Here is a 16293-nt window from a genome sequence, read left to right as displayed (position 1 = left end):
ACCTTGCCATGATGACCCTCAAACAATCACGCCGTCTGCAAAGCCTGCTGCTCGGGGCCCTGTCCTGGATCATCGCTGCGCTGGTGTTCTTTCCGATCTTCTGGATGGTCCTGACCAGCTTCAAGACCGAGATCGATGCGTTCGCGACACCGCCACAGCTGTTCTTCACGCCGACGCTGGAAAACTACCTGCATATTCAGGAGCGCAGCGATTACTTCCATTTTGCCTGGAACTCGGTGCTGATTTCCTTCAGCGCCACGGTGCTGGCCATGCTGATCGCGATTCCTGCGGCGTATTCCATGGCGTTTTTCGAGACCAAGCGCACCAAGAGCACACTGCTGTGGATGCTCTCGACCAAGATGCTGCCGCCGGTGGGCGTGCTGATGCCGATCTATCTGCTGGCCAAGACCTTTGGCCTGCTCGATTCGCGGCTGGCGCTGATCATCATCTATACGCTGATCAACCTGCCGATCGTGGTCTGGATGATTTACACCTACTTCAAGGATATCCCCGGCGAGATCCTCGAGGCCTCACGGCTGGACGGGGCCAGCACCCGTCAGGAGATCTTTCGCGTGCTGATGCCGATCTGCAAGGGCGGCCTGGCTTCCACCGCGTTGCTGTCGCTGATCCTGTGCTGGAACGAAGCATTCTGGTCGCTGAACCTCACCTCGTCCGCCGCAGCGCCGTTGACGGCCTTGATCGCTTCCTACTCCAGCCCTGAAGGGTTGTTCTGGGCCAAGCTGTCAGCGGTCTCGACCCTGGCCTGTGCACCCATTCTGATTTTCGGCTGGATCAGTCAGAAACAACTGGTTCGCGGCCTGTCGTTCGGCGCTGTCAAATAGCCCGGCCCAAAGAACAAGAAGGAGTCCAACATGGCTAACCTGAGCATCCGCAATCTGCAAAAAGGCTTTGACGGTCACCAGATCATCAAGGGTATCGACCTGGAGGTGAAAGACCGCGAGTTCGTGGTCTTCGTCGGGCCTTCGGGCTGCGGCAAATCCACCCTGCTGCGGCTGATCGCCGGGCTTGAAGAAGTGACGTCGGGAACCATCGAGCTCGATGGCCGGGACATCACTCAGGTCACGCCGGCCAAGCGCGACTTGGCCATGGTGTTCCAGACCTATGCGCTGTATCCGCACATGACCGTCGGCAAGAACCTGTCGTTCGCGCTGGACCTGGCGGGCGGTGACAAGGCCGAGATCAAGAAGAAGGTCGATGAAGCCGCACGTATTCTGGAGCTCGGACCGCTGCTGGAGCGCAAACCCAAACAACTGTCCGGCGGGCAACGCCAGCGTGTCGCGATTGGCCGGGCCATCGTGCGCAACCCGAAGATTTTCCTGTTCGACGAACCGCTGTCCAACCTCGACGCCGCGCTGCGCGTGCAGACCCGCCTGGAATTGTCGCGCCTGCACAAGGAGTTGCAGGCCACGATGATCTACGTGACGCATGATCAGGTAGAAGCCATGACGTTGGCCGACAAGGTCGTCGTCCTCAATGGCGGCAAGGTCGAGCAGGTCGGCTCGCCGCTCGAGCTGTACCACCACCCGGCCAACCTGTTCGTTGCCGGCTTTCTCGGCACGCCGAAAATGGGCTTCCTCAAGGGCACGATCAGCCGGGTGGACAGCGCCAGCTGCGAAATCGAGCTGGATGCCGGAACGCGCATCAGCCTGCCGGTCAATGGCGCAGGACAGAGCGTTGGCGCTGCGGTAACGCTGGGCATCCGCCCGGAACACCTGAACCTTGCCCAGGGCGATGATTGCCAGTTGCAGGTGGTTGCCGACGTCAGCGAACGTCTTGGCAGTGACACCTACTGTCACGTGCGTACCCGCTCGGGCGAAGCGCTGACCATGCGTATTCGTGGCGATCTGGCCAGCCAGTATGGCGAGACGCTGAACCTGCATCTCGACAGTGCCCAATGCCACCTGTTCGACGCTCAAGGTCTGGTGATTGCCAAAGCCTTGCAGACTGCCGCAGCCTGAGTTCCGGAGAGCCCGTCATGAAACTGAACAAAAACAATCTGTCCCGATTGGGCGACGACATTGCCGTGCCCGCCTACACCGTCGAGAGCACTCGCCAGGGCATTGCCCACATCGGCGTCGGGGGCTTCCACCGGGCGCATCAGGCGTTTTATACCGATGCGCTGATGAACAGCGGCGAAGGCTTTGAATGGAGCATCTGCGGCGTGGGCCTGCGTCCTGAAGACAAGGCCGTGCGCGATGCACTGGCGCAACAGGACTACCTGTACACGCTCTATGAACTGGGTGACACACCCGACACCAAAACCCGCATTATCGCCTCGATCAGCGGCATGCTGCTGGCCGACGACAGCCCGCAGGCGCTGATCGACAAACTGGCCAGCCCGGACATCCGCATCGTCTCGCTGACCATCACCGAAGGCGGTTACTGCATCGACGACAGCAACGGGCAGTTCATGGCCCATCTGCCGCAGATTCAACACGACCTGGCAAACCCGGATCAGCCAAAGACGGTCTTCGGCTTCCTCTGCGCCGCACTGGCCCGCCGCCGGGCGCAAGGTACGCCAGCCTTCACCCTGATGTCCTGCGATAACCTGCCACACAACGGCGCGGTCACTCGCAAGGCATTGCTGGCATTTGCCACGTTGCGCGATGCCGATCTGCACGACTGGATCAAGGAAAACGTCAGCTTTCCCAACGCGATGGTCGACCGTATTACACCGATGACCAGCGCACCCCACCGGCTGCAACTGGCGGACGAGAAGCACATCGACGATGCCTGGCCAGTGGTCTGCGAACCATTCGTGCAGTGGGTGCTGGAAGACAAGTTCGTCAATGGTCGCCCGGCGTGGGAAAAAGTCGGCGTGCAGTTCACCGATGACGTGACGCCCTATGAAGAGATGAAGATCAAACTGCTTAACGGCAGTCATCTGGCATTGACCTACCTGGGCTTCCTGAAAGGTTATCGTTTTGTCCACGAAACCATGAATGACCCGCTGTTCGTGAGCTATATCCGCACTTATATGGACCTGGACGTGACCCCGCAACTGGCGTCGGTGCCAGGTATCGATCTGGAAGGTTACAAGGACACCTTGATCGAGCGCTTTTCCAACCAGGCGATTGCCGACCAGCTGGAACGGGTCTGCTCGGACGGATCGTCGAAATTTCCCAAGTTCACCATTCCGACGATCAATCGTCTGATCGTCGATCAGGGCAATCTCGAACGCGCTTCGCTGGTCGTCGCTGCATGGGCGCTGTATCTGAAGGGGGTCGACGAAAACGGCACGACCTACACCATTCCTGACCCGCGTGCCGGGTTCTGTCAGGCGCTGGTGGCTGATGACACGCTTATTACTCAGCGCTTGTTGGCAGTGGAAGAAATCTTTGGCTCGGCCATTCCGAAATCCGCAGCATTCATGGCGGCCTTCGAGCAGAACCTCAATGATCTCCGCACACTGGGTGTGAGTGGCACACTGGAAAAACTTTTGGCCGCCAAGGCCTGAGGGAATTCCCATGTTTCTTGGAATCGATTGCGGGACCCAGGGCACCAAGGTGCTAGTGCTCGACACCGAAAGCGGCACCGTGCTGGGCGAAGGCTCGGCGCCGCACAGCCTGATCAGCGACCATAACGGACGCCGTGAACAGGACGTGCAGCAATGGCTGGACGCGCTGCAACAGGCGACCCGCGAGGCACTGGCAGCGGCGGGCGTTTCCGGTCAGCAGATTCAGGGCATCGGGGTCTCAGGCCAGCAACATGGCCTGGTGCTGCTCGATGCTCAAGGCCAGGTACTGCGCCCGGCCAAACTGTGGTGCGATACCGAGTCGGCACCGGAAAACCAGCGCCTGCTGGACTTTCTGGGCGGCGCGCAGGGTTCGCTGCAACGCCTTGGCCTGGTCATTGCCCCAGGCTATACCGTGTCGAAACTGTTGTGGACCAAGGAGCAATACCCGGATCTGTTCGAGCGGATCGACAAGGTGCTGCTGCCCCACGACTACCTCAACTATTGGCTGACCGGCCGCTGCTGCACCGAGTTTGGCGACGCATCGGGCACCGGTTACTTCAACGTGCGCACTCGCGAGTGGGACCTGCCGTTGCTCGCGCACATCGACCCGAGCGGTCGCCTGGGCAAGGCACTTCCACAGCTGTTGCAAGCCCATGAACCGGTGGGCGCACTGCGTGCTGAGGTCGCCCGGCTGCTGGGCCTGAACCCTGACGCGCTGGTCTCCAGTGGCGGCGGCGACAACATGATGGGCGCGATCGGCACAGGCAATATCCAGCCGGGGCTGATCACCATGAGCCTGGGCTCTTCGGGCACCGTGTATGCCTACGCCGATGAGGCGCAGGTCAGTGAGCATGAGTCGGTCGCGACGTTCTGCTCATCCTCAGGCGGCTGGTTGCCGCTGATCTGCACGATGAACCTGACCAACGCAACGACTGCCATTCGCGAGTTGTTCGCCCTCGACATCGGCGGCTTCAACCAGGTGGTCGCCCAGGCGCCGATCGGTGCCGAAGGCGTACTGATGCTGCCCTTTCTGAACGGCGAACGCGTGCCCGCCCTGCCCGACGCTACCGGCAGCATCGTCGGGCTGGACAGCACCAATCTGACCCAGGCCAACCTGTCCCGTGCGGTGGTCGAAGGCACTACCTTCGGCCTTCGCTACGGGCTCGACCTGTTACGCGACAGCGGTATCAAAAGCGAAAAGATCCGTCTGATCGGCGGTGGCTCCAAAAGTGCCGTGTGGCGGCAGATCGTGGCCGACATCATGAACACTCCGGTGATCTGCACCGACCACTCGGAAGCCGCCGCGCTGGGCGCCGCCATTCAAGCGGCCTGGTGCTGGTCGCGCGCCAACGGCAAAGCTCAGGACCTGCAGCAACTGTGTGAACGCTGCGTGAGTCTCGATCAGAGCAGTGAGACGCATCCTGTGGTGCATAATGTGGCCGCCTACCAGCAGGTCTATCAGGGTTATCAGGCGCAATTGCGCAAGGTTTGAAGCGTTTTTTCATGGAGCACTTATGTTTCTGGTTTGTGGCGAAGCACTGTTCGATATTTTTACCCGCGCGGATGACAGCGGTTCCCTGAACAGATTGGGGTTCGATGCGATAGCCGGCGGCTCTCCGTTCAACGTTGCCATCGGCCTGCGCCGTCTGGGTGTGGAGGCGAGCTTCCTTGCCGGGCTGTCTACCGATTACCTGGGCCGCCGTCTGCGCGCCGTGCTGGAAAAGGAAACAGTCAATACCGATCACCTGATCGACTTCGACGCGCCCACCACACTGGCCATGGTCGCCGTGGGCAGCGATGGATCGCCAACTTACAGCTTTCGAGGCGACGGCTGCGCAGACCGCCAGTTGCGCCTGGAACACCTGCCGGAACTCGACGGGCAGGTACGCGGCATTCACGTCGGCTCGTTTTCCCTGGTGGTGCAGCCGATCGCCGACACGCTGCTGGCGCTGGTCGCCCGTGAAAGCAGCACACGGCTGATCTCGCTGGACCCCAACGTGCGCCTCAACCCGGCACCGGACATTCAGCGCTGGCGCAGCCAGGTCGCAGCGTTCGCCGAGCATGCGCACATGATCAAGGTCAGCGACGAAGACCTGCACCTGCTGTACCCGGACAGCGATCCACAAAAGATCGCCGAAGGCTGGCTCGGCAAGCGTACGCAACTGGTCATCGTTACCCGCGGCACGCAAGGCGCCAGCGTCTTCACCCGCCAGCACGGCACCTGGTCGGCGCCGGCAAAAACAGTGGTGACCGCCGATACCGTCGGGGCCGGGGATACGTTTCAGGCGGCGCTGCTGACCTTCCTCAGCGAACGCCAACTGGACACGCCAGAGGGCCTGGCAACACTGTCACGGGAATTGCTGGATGAGATGCTGAGTTTCGCCGTCGGCGCGGCCGCGCTGACCTGCACGAAGGTCGGGCCGGATTTGCCGTACAGGCATCAATTGGGGTGACAGGGCTGAAATCCAATGAATATCGTGCCAATGCAGAGCATCGGCACGATATTCATCATGGTCTGAGCGGCTTTTTTCGAGCCATCAAGCCACCATACCGGCCTTGATCCCTCTGATGCGGGTGTTGATGTCATCCGCAACATCGTTCTGCTTGTCCTTGAGCGCGTCCTGAACCTTCTGGTCAATCGCCAGCTGGTCCTGTGGCGCCATGGCGTCATAGTCTTTCTGGGTGATGCCCGTCAGCTTTTCGCGCACTTTCTCTTCGGCTGTCTGCTTCAGAGAGTCCATGAATTTCTGTTGTACCGAATCCGTCGATGCCGTGTCAGTGGTGCTGGTGGTGCCAGCCACTGAACCGATGACACCGTTGTCACGGTCAGCCGTCTTTTCCGACAGTGACGTATCACCGGCGGACTTCAGGTTGATCATCATCCGTGCAAAGGATTCGTTGTAACCGCTGTTGTCCTGCTTGCTGTCTTGCGATGTCGAACTGCTGGTCTGCGCGGTAACCGGTGCCGAACCTGATGTCAGGCCAGCGGCAGCGACCGAGCTGAAGGCGTCCTGGGACACCTCATCCACGGTCTTGCGCCCGACAACAGCCCGGGAAACAAGCTGCTCAAGCGCACTCGTGCCAATAATCATCTCTCACCTCCTGATGAACCTGTTGCCCAGGTTTACCAGCAAGTCCAGTGCCAACTGCCGCATAAAGTCATAATCCGTTGATTTTTAATGATTAAATAAAAATCAGGTCTATCGAGCGCGTCAAAGAACGGATACAACCTGCCGTCTGCGGCAAGCACTGGCCGAGCGTCAGCCTGCTGCAAGACCGGTGTTGATATCCAACAGCTCAATCGGCAGCGGCTCGGAGAAGTAGTAGCCCTGCGCCTGCGTGGCGCCGATCTCGCGCAGCAACTCAAGCGTTTCTCGATCCTCGACCCCTTCGGCAACCACGGTCAGATCGAGGGATTCGGCCATGCGCACAATGGCACGCACAATGGCGCGGCTGCGCACACTGGAGGTCAAGCCAAAGATAAACGACTTGTCGATTTTCAAACCGCTGAAATGGTACTGGTGCACGTAGCTGAGCGAAGAGAAGCCCGCGCCGAAATCGTCGAGCATGACCGACATGCCGTGCTCGGCCAGGAGCTTCATCGACAGACGTGCCTGCTCGGGATCGGCCACCAGTGCGCCTTCGGTGAGTTCCAGACACAGACGTTCAGGCGCAACATTCTGCTCGGCAAGCAGTGCCAGTACTTCTGCGGCGAACGCCGGACGGGTGATGCTGTAGCTCGAACAGTTCACGTGCACGGGCGGCCAATGACTGTTCTCGGGTTGCGCCAGAATGGAAACCACACGCCTGAGCATGTACAGGTCCAGACGGCCAATCAGGCGCAGCCCCTCGAGCGCAGGCAGAAAGCTCTCTGGCCCGACGATGCGTCCATCCGGCATGCACCAGCGGATCAACGCCTCGAACGCCAGCAACTTTCCGCTATTGACGCAGATCACCGGCTGAAAATAGGGAATCAACTGATCCGTACGTTTCAGCGCCGTGCGCAACGCACCCTCCTGCTCGACCTGATCCGACACCTCGCGGCGCAACGCCTGATTGAACACCGCGAAGCTGTCCCGCCCACCGTTCTTGACCCGGTACATGGCGGTATCGGCATCGCGCAGCAGGTCAGCCGGCTCCTGATGGAAGCGGCTGTCAGCCCCCACCACACCAATACTGCAGGAAGAGAAAACGGTGTGATCATCGATCACGAACGGCTGCTCGAATGCGGTCAGTATTCGCTGAGCGATCTCCGTGCCGGTCTGCAACGGCGTGTCGATGCTCAACACGGCGAACTCGTCACCGCCCAGCCGCGCCAGCAGGTCCCTTTCGCGCATGCAACTGCGCAGGCGTTCGGCGGCCTGCACCAGAAGGATGTCGCCACAGTGATGACCAAGGCTGTCATTGATCATCTTGAAGCGATCCAGATCGATGAACATGACAATCACTTGCTGGCCGTTGCGGCAGAAGTCCTGCCAGGCCTGCCTCAGGCGATGTTGCAAATGGCTGCGATTGGGCAGCCCGGTCAGTGAGTCATGGGAGTTTTCGTGCTGCAGCCTGGCGTTGGCCCGGTCCAGCTCACGGGTCCTGTCTCGAACCCTGGCTTCAAGCAGAACATTGGCGGTATGGATCGCTTCTGCCGCGCTGCGCCGGGACAGTGCCGTATCGATGTGGCGAGAAACGAAGGTCAGCAGCTCCTGATCGCGCAAGGTATAGCTCACATCCTTGGAATAACTCTGCACCACCAGCACGCCGCGAACCTGCCCGCCGTCGAACAGCGGAATGCCCAGCCATGAAGAGCAACGACCGGATTGTCGCTGTACCTCGATCTCGCCAAGGCCTTCCAGCCTGCGAGCTTCCTCGTAATCGATCAGGCACGGTCGCCGCTGGCCTATCACATATTCGGTAAACCCCCGCTGCCCGCGTCGTGAGCGCGGCGGCGCGGGCTTGAACTCGTCAATGTAGTACGGAAAGGTCACTTCGCCCGTCGCACTGTCGTAAAGCGCGATGTAGAAATTGAGCGCCACCAGCAGCTCGCCGACGATCATGTGCAGGCTGCGGAAAAGCTCGTTCATGTCACCGGGCTGACTGGAAAGCTCGGCAATCTGGAACAACGCATTCTGCAGATGCTCGGCGCGCTCGCGATCCCTGACTTCCTGACGCAATGCATCGTTGGCTGCAGAAAGCTGTTGCGTGCGCAGGGCCACCACCTGCTCCAGGTCAGTGCGGTGCAACTGCCGGTCCAATGCCATGGCCACATGGCGCGATACCACGGCGAACAACGCACGATCCTGGGCACTGTAGACACGAGATACGTCATAAACCTGCATCGCGACCATGCCAAAGACGTCGTCCGATGCATTTTTCAAAGGCGCGCCCATCCAGAACTCAGGTAGACGTCCAACGCAATAAAACCGGTTTTCAGCTTTGGCCTGTTCGATGCAGGCGGCATCGAGAAACAACGGCTGCCCGCTGCTCAAGACATACCCGGTGAGCGACATCCGGTCAGCGTCGATAAACTCGAACGTCTCATGTGCCATCGCTTCGTCATCGAAGCGGTCAATGTAATAAGGGTAGGTGATCTTGCCGCTTTGCCGGTCATACAGCGCAACGTAGAAGTTCTCGGCATCGATCAGGGTCCCGAGTTGCTCATGAATGCCTTGCAGAAAAGCGCCGCGGTCCAGCGTAGTACTGGCCAGCAAGCTGATTTCGTACAGAACGCGCTGAGTGTTCTGCGCGCGGATCAATGCCGCGGTCTGCAACAGCGAGCCCAGCCTGACAGCCAGATCCAACAGCAAGGGGTGGTCTTTTTCAGCCATCGGTGCCAACACCCACCCCAGCACGCCCTCGCCCTGCCCCGCGACACGGCAATGCAGCTGCAACTGAGTGCAATACGCCTCGAAATCTTCAGCAGCGATATGTGTCGGCCAGACAACGCTTTCGTCGCCCTGCCCGAGCAGGCATTTCAGTTCACCAGCGGCGTATGCAGCCCAGGCAATGGCTCCTGTCTGCTGCCTTGCGGCGCTGATCAGCGCTTCGATGGAGGCGTGACAGGAGAATCGGTCGCGGGTGGCTGGCAACGCGCTGCCGGGAGCAATTGAGGTGCAAGCTACGCTTGGGCAAAGGCCCGTGGCCAGAAGTGAGACTGTCATGGAAGCATCCAGATGCATGAGCCGACGGCGGTCATCCTTAAAACCATGACCAAAGATTACAAGCGTGACAGGGCATTGTTGCAAAGTTCATACCTTTTTGGCAGATCCTTCAGCTTCCCGATCAAGCCTGTGTGATGCGGGGCACTACCTGGCTGCCCCATGGGTCAGATTCAGGTGCATTGCCAGACAGCAAGGTCAATGAGCGAGGCTCGGCTATGCTGTCGTACGGCGTTACACTTATCCCCATTGAACAGGTGACAGTAATGGTCAAGACATACAGCTACGCAGCGCAATCGGCTCAGGACACACTCAAGCCCCATCAATTCGAACGTCGCTCGCCCGGCGCTGACGATGTTCAGATCGACATCCTTTACTGCGGCGTGTGCCACTCCGATCTGCATACTGCGCGCAATGAGTGGCACAACACACTCTATCCTTCTGTTCCGGGTCACGAAATCGTCGGCCGGGTCACGGCGGTCGGCTCCGACGTCAAGCAATTCAAGGTAGGCGACCTGGCTGGCGTCGGTTGCATGGTCGACAGTTGCCAGCAATGTGCATCGTGCGCCGAAGGTGACGAGCAATACTGCGAGAGCGGCTTCACCGGCACCTACAATGGACCGGTATTTGGCGGCGAGAACACATTCGGCGGCTACTCCGACAAGATCGTGGTCAAGGAAAAGTTCGTCTTGCGCATCTCACATGATGCCAACCTGGCCGCCGTCGCGCCGCTGTTGTGCGCAGGTATCACCACCTATTCCCCCTTGCGCCACTGGAAGGTCGGCCCCGGCAAGAAAGTCGGCATTGTCGGGCTTGGCGGCCTCGGCCACATGGGCGTCAAGATCGCCCACGCCATGGGCGCCCATGTGGTGCTGTTCACGACCTCCCCCGACAAGCGCGAAGATGGCTTGCGTCTGGGCGCCGACGAAGTGGTCGTATCCAGGGACGCGGGACAGATGGCCGCGCAGGCCAACAGCCTGGACTTTATCCTCAACACGGTCGCAGCGCCGCATGACCTGGACGCCTTCCTGTCTCTTCTCAAGCGCGACGGCACCATGACACTGGTTGGCGCGCCGGCAGAACCGCATCCGTCACCCGCAGTGTTCAACCTGATCTTCAAGCGTCGCAGCCTGGCCGGCTCGTTGATCGGAGGCATTCAGGAAACCCAGGAAATGCTGGACTTCTGCGCCGAGCACGGCATCGTTTCCGACATTGAAGTGATCGCCATGCAGGACATCAACGAGGCTTACGAGCGGATGCTCAAGGGCGACGTCAAGTATCGCTTTGTCATCGACATGGACAGCCTCAAGCAGGAAGCGGCTGCCGACTCGAACGCTGCCTGATGCGCACCTGGCAGCCAAGGACGGCTGCAATTTGACATGCCGTACGTCGCCCCCGGTGAACCGATCGCCGCCAATCGCCCACTGATGTCCATACTCTAGGTGCAGGACTCTGATTACAGGCATCGGCAACCCGCCTGCTGTGCGACTCGATCTGGCTGTTTCACGCTACGGCCTGAGCGGCGCCCCGCCAAAATGAACTATTTATTACATTTTGGTGACTACCACTGACTATCTTTGAGTCTCAAGTTCACGCAGTCCTTGCAGATACTCATGTCAACGGACGTTTAACAGGTGAATGGATTATGAAACAACGAGCGACAGTCATCTGCAAACGTGACGGCCAGGTCCTCTACGTGCGCAAACCGAAATCCCGCTGGGCGTTGCCCGGCGGCAAGATAGAAGCGGGTGAAACGCCCTTCCAGGCCGCAGTGCGTGAACTGTGCGAAGAAACCGGGCTTGCCGATCTTGATCTTCTGTACCTCGATGTGTACGAGAAGGATCAGGTCGCCCATTACGTTTTCACCGCCCAGGTCCCAGCCTCCAGCGAGCCATCGCCGCAGAACGAAATCGCCGCCTGCAAATGGCTTGCGCCGCAGAAACTTGGTGACCTGAAAGCCAGCAGTGCGACCAAGACCATCGTCCAGTCATATGCCAACGAGTCCGAAGACGTCGCCGGTTCCCGGAGCCACGTCACAGTGTAATCGGGACAATAAGGTTGAACGGTATGGCCTGATTCTGTTCTGAGACAGCAGACGGTTCATTACTTTCTTCCCCGTCTCAGGAGACCCCTATGACTCAGACCGCCCTGGTTGTTGGCGCAAGTGGCATTGTCGGCAGCGCAATCACGCAGTTGTTACTGGAAAACGATTGGCAGGTTGCCGCCCTCTCCCGTAGCCCGTCAGCGCGGCCCGGTGTAATCCCGGTAGCTGCAGACCTGCAGGACCCGGATTCCGTGCGTGCGGCTCTGGCTGATGTGAAGCCCACCCACGTTTTCATCACCACATGGTCGCGTCAGGCCACTGAAGCAGAAAACATCCGCGTCAATGCTGCGATGGTGCGCAACGTGCTGGACGCTGTGCGGCCCGCTGGCAGTGTCAAGCATGTTGCGCTGGTGACCGGCCTCAAGCATTACCTCGGCCCGTTCGAAGCATATGGCAAAGGCACCCTGCCGCAAACGCCGTTCAGGGAATCGCAGGCGCGCCTGGATATCGAGAACTTCTACTACGCCCAGGAAGACGAAGTCTTCGCTGCCGCCGAAAAGGATGGCTTTACCTGGAGCGTCCATCGCCCGCACACCGTGACCGGTGTCGCCGTCGGCAACGCGATGAACATGGCGACGACCCTGGCCGTTTACGCCTCGATCTGTAAAGCCACCGGCCGACCTTTCGTGTTCCCGGGTTCACGCGTGCAGTGGGACAGCCTGACCGACATGACCGATGCGCGTCAGCTGGCCCGCCAGCAACTGTGGGCTGCGACCACACCTGCAGCGGCCAATCAGGCGTTCAACATCACCAACGGCGATGTGTTCCGCTGGAGCTGGATGTGGGGACAGATCGCCGAATACTTCGGCTTGCAACCAGCCGATTTCCCGAGCGAGCCTGCCCCGCTGGAAACGCAGATGGCCAACGATCAAGCAATCTGGGATGACATTGTCCGCGAGCATCAGCTCAAGGAAAGTGACATCAACCGCCTGATTTCGCCATGGCACAGCGATGCCGACCTTGGCCGCCCGATCGAGGTGGTCACCGACATGTCGAAAAGCCGCAAACTGGGTTTCACGGCATTTCAGGCCAGTGACGACGCGTTCTTCGACGTGTTTGAAAAGCTGCGCCGTGACCGCCTGATCCCCTGAGGCTGCTTGCCCTCTTGTGCCAATGCTCGCGTTGGCACAAGAGCTGGCACTTGCTACAGCTAAGGCAAGCACAACAAAAAAGGGTCAACCTCTCGGTTGACCCTTTTTTACCGCCCAGCAGAGCGGATTTTGTTTGGTAGGCGCGATTGGACTCGAACCAACGACCCCCACCATGTCAAGGTGGTGCTCTAACCAACTGAGCTACGTGCCTGCTGTGGGTCGGCATTCTACGGATATTCGATTGCCTGTCAAACGCTTTTTTGCAGTAACTCGCTGAATACGTGAAATTTTTAAGGCTCCTGTCACTGATCACGTGCCATCGGATTCCTTTCGTCTTTCCAGCACGCTGATCGAGCGGCCTTCTTGTGTTCACGCACCTTTCGAAACCTTACCTAGCACATTTACCAGTATCACTCATCATCCGGCCGCAATAGCCTTGCTAGCGTCATAGGCGTCGAACTATGCGTTACTCAGGAGAAAAATCATGGACGATGAAGTGTCCGCACTGGTGGTTGATAACGGCTCAGGCTCGGTTCAGAGCAACAATGAAAGCAAATCAGCCTCCGCAGACGGGGCCGCTATCACGAATCGCTATGCAAGAGTGGGAAGTGACGGGATCGTCATTATCATTAAAAACATCCCAGGCCCGCCCCCGACGCCTGACTGGAAACCGTGCAAGGCCGACACTAAAGAGGGCTTAAAGTACTGACACATGAGCATTGTCGATGACAGCGTCCAATCTACTCAGAGCGCCTGTTGATTCGCGTTGCAAAGCCAGGTGACGGCATCGTGTTTAATCAGGCTGTTGCCGAATCGGCCGAGCATTTGCAGAAATGGCTGGCCTGGGCAACGCCGACTCCTGGTATCGATCAGTCCGAACTGATCTGCCGCCATGCCTACGCCCGGTTCCTCCTGAATGAGGATCTCAGGGCTCTTCTCTTTCTGAAAAACAACGGCGCATTAGTAGGAAGCAGCGGCTTGCATAATGCCAACTGGCAGTTGCGAAGCTTTGAAGTAGGCTATTGGGGCAGAACTCAATACCTTGGCGCCGGCCTGATAAGTGAGGGCGTTGCAGCATTGGTCAGCTATGCGCTGGACAACTTGATGGCTAATCGCGTGTTTCTGACAATGGATGAAAGAAACCTGGCGAGCCAGAGACTCGCCGAGCGTGTCGGATTTGAGTACGAAGGCACGCTTAGACATGATCGCATGAGCATTCAGGGAGGATTGCGCAACACGCGCGTCTACTCGATCATTGGCAACTGACAGCAAAACAAAAAAGGGCCAGCCTCTCGGCTGACCTCTTTGTTACCGCCCAGCAGAGCGGATTTTGTCTGGTAGGCGCGATTGGACTCGAACCCACGCTCCCCCCTTGCGCACTCGACTTTGCGCTTGAAGATCTTACCAAACCCTACCTAGCAACTTTACTAGTATCACCCATCGCCAGGCAGTTCTAACCTGAATGACGTACAAACACCTCGAACGTCCAACGCAGACATTTATGTTCGAGCCCCTTATACTCATAAAACCATTCAGGCAAACCAGATGATAATTCACATAGAGCTATTACTAGGCGACAAATTTGACCTAGACGTAGAAAGCAGCGACTTGATCAGTGATGTTAAAGTCAAGATACACGAAAAGATAAAGGACAAGACGAGCAATTCTATACCAAGACAACGGCTTATATTTGCAGGTAAGGGACTGGAAGATGGACGCTCGCTAGCAGATTACAGTATTAAGGAAGATAGTACGCTGACCCTGGTCTTGAAACCCTTAGATGGCCCTATAAGCCCATGATTTAAGCCGTTAGAAGCCCATGTGCCTCAGCTCCTGAAAATCAGACCTGCAAAAGACACTGAAACGAAAAGGGCCAGCCTCTCGGCTGACCCTTTTCTTACCGCCCAGCAGAGCGGATTTTGTCTGGTAGGCGCGATTGGACTCGAACCAACGACCCCCACCATGTCAAGGTGGTGCTCTAACCAACTGAGCTACGTGCCTGCTGTGGGTCGGCATTCTACGGATATGCGAATACCTGTCAATCTGTTTTTTTGCTAACCCTATGAAATACAGCGTTTTTTGCCAATCAACAGGCAACGGCTCTTTTTGCCTGCTGCTGGCAGAGCTTTTACATCTCGGGTACGATTGCCGCCATCGTCAAGAATATTAAACGGAGTCTCAGGATGGCAAACACGCCCTACCCGCAGTCCTATTACGCGGCTTCAGCCAATGCTGCCCCGGAACGTCCCGTGCTGCAGGGCGAAGTCGAAACTGACGTGTGTGTCATCGGAGCCGGTTACACAGGCTTGTCCAGTGCTCTGTTTCTGCTGGAAAACGGATTTCGGGTCACGGTGCTGGAAGCGGCGAAAGTCGGCTTCGGCGCATCGGGGCGTAATGGCGGGCAGATCGTCAACAGCTACAGCCGCGACATCGATGTCATCGAGCGAACCGTGGGGCCACGCCAGGCGCAATTGCTCGGGCAGATGGCCTTCGAAGGCGCATCGATCATTCGGGATCGGGTTTCCCGTTACGGCATTCAGTGCGACCTGAAAGATGGCGGTGTATTCGCAGCGCTGACCAGCAAGCAGCTGGCGCATCTCGAGGCCCAGCAGCGGCTCTGGGAGCGCTACGGGCATACCGGCCTCGAGCTGATGGACAAGCGCCGGATCAATGAAGTTGTGGCCTGTGATCAGTACATCGGCGGGTTGCTGGACATGACCGGTGGGCATATTCATCCACTCAACCTGGCGCTGGGTGAAGCCGCCGCTGTCGAGACGCTGGGTGGCACCCTCTATGAGCAATCAGCGGCCATTCGTATCGAGCGCGGGGCAAATCCTGTGGTGCATACGGCGCAAGGCAGGGTCCGGGCCAAGTTCATTATCGTGGCCGGCAATGCCTACCTGGGCAATCTGGTCCCGGAGCTGGCGGCCAAGTCGATGCCATGTGGCACTCAGGTCATCACCACCGAGCCGTTGAGCGATGAACTGGCCAAGACACTTCTGCCGCAGGACTACTGCGTCGAAGACTGTAATTACCTGCTGGATTACTACCGTCTCAGCGCCGACAAGCGCCTGATCTTCGGCGGCGGCGTGGTGTACGGTGCCAGAGACCCCGCCAATATCGAAGCCATCATCCGGCCAAAAATGCTCAAGGCGTTTCCGCAGCTCAAGAACGTAAAGATCGACTACGCATGGACCGGCAACTTCCTGCTGACCCTGTCTCGTCTGCCCCAGGTTGGACGACTGGGCGACAACATCTATTACTCGCAGGGCTGCAGCGGACACGGTGTGACCTACACCCACCTGGCCGGCAAAGTACTGGCCGAGGCGCTGCGCGGTCAGGCAGAGCGCTTCGATGCGTTCGCCGACCTGCCCCACTACCCGTTCCCCGGCGGACAGGTGCTGCGCACCCCGCTGACTGCGCTGGGCGCCTGGTATTACAGCCTGCGTGACCGACTCGGTTTCTAGGTTC

The 16293-nt window shown here is 58.7% G+C and carries 14 protein-coding genes and 2 tRNA genes; 12 read left to right on the top strand and 4 right to left on the bottom strand.

Annotated elements, in window-relative coordinates; translation table 11 throughout:
- Positions 1–8: 8 nt before the first annotated feature.
- From KUIN1_RS12745 to KUIN1_RS12725, 5 genes are read left to right on the top strand one after another with little or no spacing between them, the layout of a single operon-like run.
- Positions 9–842, top strand: a complete 834-nt coding sequence (locus tag KUIN1_RS12745; RefSeq protein ID WP_003347187.1) for a carbohydrate ABC transporter permease — start codon at positions 9–11, stop codon at positions 840–842.
- A 30-nt stretch (positions 843–872) separates the two neighbouring features.
- The gene (locus KUIN1_RS12740) at positions 873–1979 is read left to right on the top strand and encodes an ABC transporter ATP-binding protein (RefSeq protein WP_152092020.1); all 1107 of its coding nucleotides are present in this window, start codon (positions 873–875) and stop codon (positions 1977–1979) included.
- 17 nt (positions 1980–1996) lie between these two features.
- Positions 1997–3478: a mannitol dehydrogenase family protein gene (locus KUIN1_RS12735; protein ID WP_032653589.1), complete on the top strand. Its 1482-nt coding sequence runs from the start codon at positions 1997–1999 to the stop codon at positions 3476–3478.
- A 10-nt stretch (positions 3479–3488) separates the two neighbouring features.
- Positions 3489–4970 (top strand): xylulokinase, encoded by a 1482-nt coding sequence (xylB, locus tag KUIN1_RS12730; RefSeq protein ID WP_032653593.1) that lies wholly within the window; start codon positions 3489–3491, stop codon positions 4968–4970.
- Between the two features lie 22 nt (positions 4971–4992).
- Entirely contained in the window at positions 4993–5931 is a 939-nt protein-coding gene (locus tag KUIN1_RS12725) for a carbohydrate kinase family protein (protein ID WP_011267677.1), read from the top strand.
- 84 nt (positions 5932–6015) lie between these two features.
- Here KUIN1_RS12725 and KUIN1_RS12720 read toward each other — a convergent pair whose 3' ends face one another.
- Both KUIN1_RS12720 and KUIN1_RS12715 read right to left on the bottom strand, forming a co-directional pair.
- Positions 6016–6570: a hypothetical protein gene (locus KUIN1_RS12720; RefSeq protein WP_003369324.1), complete on the bottom strand. Its 555-nt coding sequence runs from the start codon at positions 6568–6570 to the stop codon at positions 6016–6018.
- A 168-nt stretch (positions 6571–6738) separates the two neighbouring features.
- A complete protein-coding gene (locus tag KUIN1_RS12715; protein WP_060400166.1) occupies positions 6739–9648 on the bottom strand; it encodes a bifunctional diguanylate cyclase/phosphodiesterase in 2910 nt (969 codons plus the stop codon).
- Between the two features lie 245 nt (positions 9649–9893).
- Here KUIN1_RS12715 and KUIN1_RS12710 point away from each other — a divergent pair, with 245 nt between their 5' ends.
- From KUIN1_RS12710 to KUIN1_RS12700, 3 genes are all read left to right on the top strand, one after another.
- Entirely contained in the window at positions 9894–10970 is a 1077-nt protein-coding gene (locus tag KUIN1_RS12710) for an NAD(P)-dependent alcohol dehydrogenase (RefSeq protein ID WP_024641983.1), read from the top strand.
- Between the two features lie 302 nt (positions 10971–11272).
- A complete protein-coding gene (locus tag KUIN1_RS12705; protein ID WP_011267674.1) occupies positions 11273–11671 on the top strand; it encodes an NUDIX hydrolase in 399 nt (132 codons plus the stop codon).
- A gap of 89 nt (positions 11672–11760) precedes the next feature.
- On the top strand, positions 11761–12822 hold the full coding sequence (locus KUIN1_RS12700; RefSeq protein WP_011267673.1) for an SDR family oxidoreductase: 1062 nt from the start codon (positions 11761–11763) through the stop codon (positions 12820–12822).
- A gap of 134 nt (positions 12823–12956) precedes the next feature.
- Here the strand turns inward: KUIN1_RS12700 and KUIN1_RS12695 are convergent.
- Positions 12957–13033 (bottom strand) — tRNA-Val (locus KUIN1_RS12695).
- 273 nt (positions 13034–13306) lie between these two features.
- Here KUIN1_RS12695 and KUIN1_RS12690 point away from each other — a divergent pair.
- The 3 genes from KUIN1_RS12690 (at position 13307) to KUIN1_RS28675 (ending at position 14622) form a co-directional block, all read left to right on the top strand.
- Positions 13307–13531 carry a hypothetical protein gene (locus KUIN1_RS12690; RefSeq protein WP_024651457.1) on the top strand — a complete coding sequence of 75 codons (225 nt, stop codon included), beginning with the start codon at positions 13307–13309 and terminating at the stop codon, positions 13529–13531.
- A gap of 47 nt (positions 13532–13578) precedes the next feature.
- Positions 13579–14088 (top strand): GNAT family N-acetyltransferase, encoded by a 510-nt coding sequence (locus tag KUIN1_RS12685; protein WP_232060024.1) that lies wholly within the window; start codon positions 13579–13581, stop codon positions 14086–14088.
- Between the two features lie 279 nt (positions 14089–14367).
- Positions 14368–14622 carry a ubiquitin-like protein gene (locus KUIN1_RS28675; RefSeq protein ID WP_058398514.1) on the top strand — a complete coding sequence of 85 codons (255 nt, stop codon included), beginning with the start codon at positions 14368–14370 and terminating at the stop codon, positions 14620–14622.
- Between the two features lie 124 nt (positions 14623–14746).
- Here the strand turns inward: KUIN1_RS28675 and KUIN1_RS12675 are convergent.
- Positions 14747–14823 (bottom strand) — tRNA-Val (locus KUIN1_RS12675).
- A 182-nt stretch (positions 14824–15005) separates the two neighbouring features.
- On the opposite strand from KUIN1_RS12675, the gene KUIN1_RS12670 reads away from it, so the two are divergent.
- A complete protein-coding gene (locus KUIN1_RS12670; RefSeq protein ID WP_011267671.1) occupies positions 15006–16289 on the top strand; it encodes an NAD(P)/FAD-dependent oxidoreductase in 1284 nt (427 codons plus the stop codon).
- Positions 16290–16293 lie beyond the last annotated feature (4 nt).

The organism is Pseudomonas sp. KUIN-1 (assembly GCF_009176725.1).
In the GTDB taxonomy this organism is placed as follows: domain Bacteria; phylum Pseudomonadota; class Gammaproteobacteria; order Pseudomonadales; family Pseudomonadaceae; genus Aquipseudomonas; species Aquipseudomonas fragariae.
This window is presented reverse-complemented; position numbering and strand designations above follow the sequence as displayed.

What these genes read in the sequence shown, in the direction of transcription:
- KUIN1_RS12725 (WP_011267677.1), top strand. Translation starts at nt 4,993, where the DNA reads ATGTTTCTGGTTTGTGGCGAAGCACTGTTCGATATTTTTACCCGCGCG.
- KUIN1_RS12720 (WP_003369324.1), bottom strand. Translation starts at nt 6,570, where the DNA reads ATGATTATTGGCACGAGTGCGCTTGAGCAGCTTGTTTCCCGGGCTGTT.
- xylB (WP_032653593.1), top strand. Translation starts at nt 3,489, where the DNA reads ATGTTTCTTGGAATCGATTGCGGGACCCAGGGCACCAAGGTGCTAGTG.
- KUIN1_RS12700 (WP_011267673.1), top strand. Translation starts at nt 11,761, where the DNA reads ATGACTCAGACCGCCCTGGTTGTTGGCGCAAGTGGCATTGTCGGCAGC.
- KUIN1_RS12740 (WP_152092020.1), top strand. Translation starts at nt 873, where the DNA reads ATGGCTAACCTGAGCATCCGCAATCTGCAAAAAGGCTTTGACGGTCAC.
- KUIN1_RS12690 (WP_024651457.1), top strand. Translation starts at nt 13,307, where the DNA reads ATGGACGATGAAGTGTCCGCACTGGTGGTTGATAACGGCTCAGGCTCG.
- KUIN1_RS12735 (WP_032653589.1), top strand. Translation starts at nt 1,997, where the DNA reads ATGAAACTGAACAAAAACAATCTGTCCCGATTGGGCGACGACATTGCC.
- KUIN1_RS12705 (WP_011267674.1), top strand. Translation starts at nt 11,273, where the DNA reads ATGAAACAACGAGCGACAGTCATCTGCAAACGTGACGGCCAGGTCCTC.
- KUIN1_RS12670 (WP_011267671.1), top strand. Translation starts at nt 15,006, where the DNA reads ATGGCAAACACGCCCTACCCGCAGTCCTATTACGCGGCTTCAGCCAAT.
- KUIN1_RS12745 (WP_003347187.1), top strand. Translation starts at nt 9, where the DNA reads ATGATGACCCTCAAACAATCACGCCGTCTGCAAAGCCTGCTGCTCGGG.
- KUIN1_RS12715 (WP_060400166.1), bottom strand. Translation starts at nt 9,648, where the DNA reads ATGCATCTGGATGCTTCCATGACAGTCTCACTTCTGGCCACGGGCCTT.
- KUIN1_RS28675 (WP_058398514.1), top strand. Translation starts at nt 14,368, where the DNA reads ATGATAATTCACATAGAGCTATTACTAGGCGACAAATTTGACCTAGAC.
- KUIN1_RS12710 (WP_024641983.1), top strand. Translation starts at nt 9,894, where the DNA reads ATGGTCAAGACATACAGCTACGCAGCGCAATCGGCTCAGGACACACTC.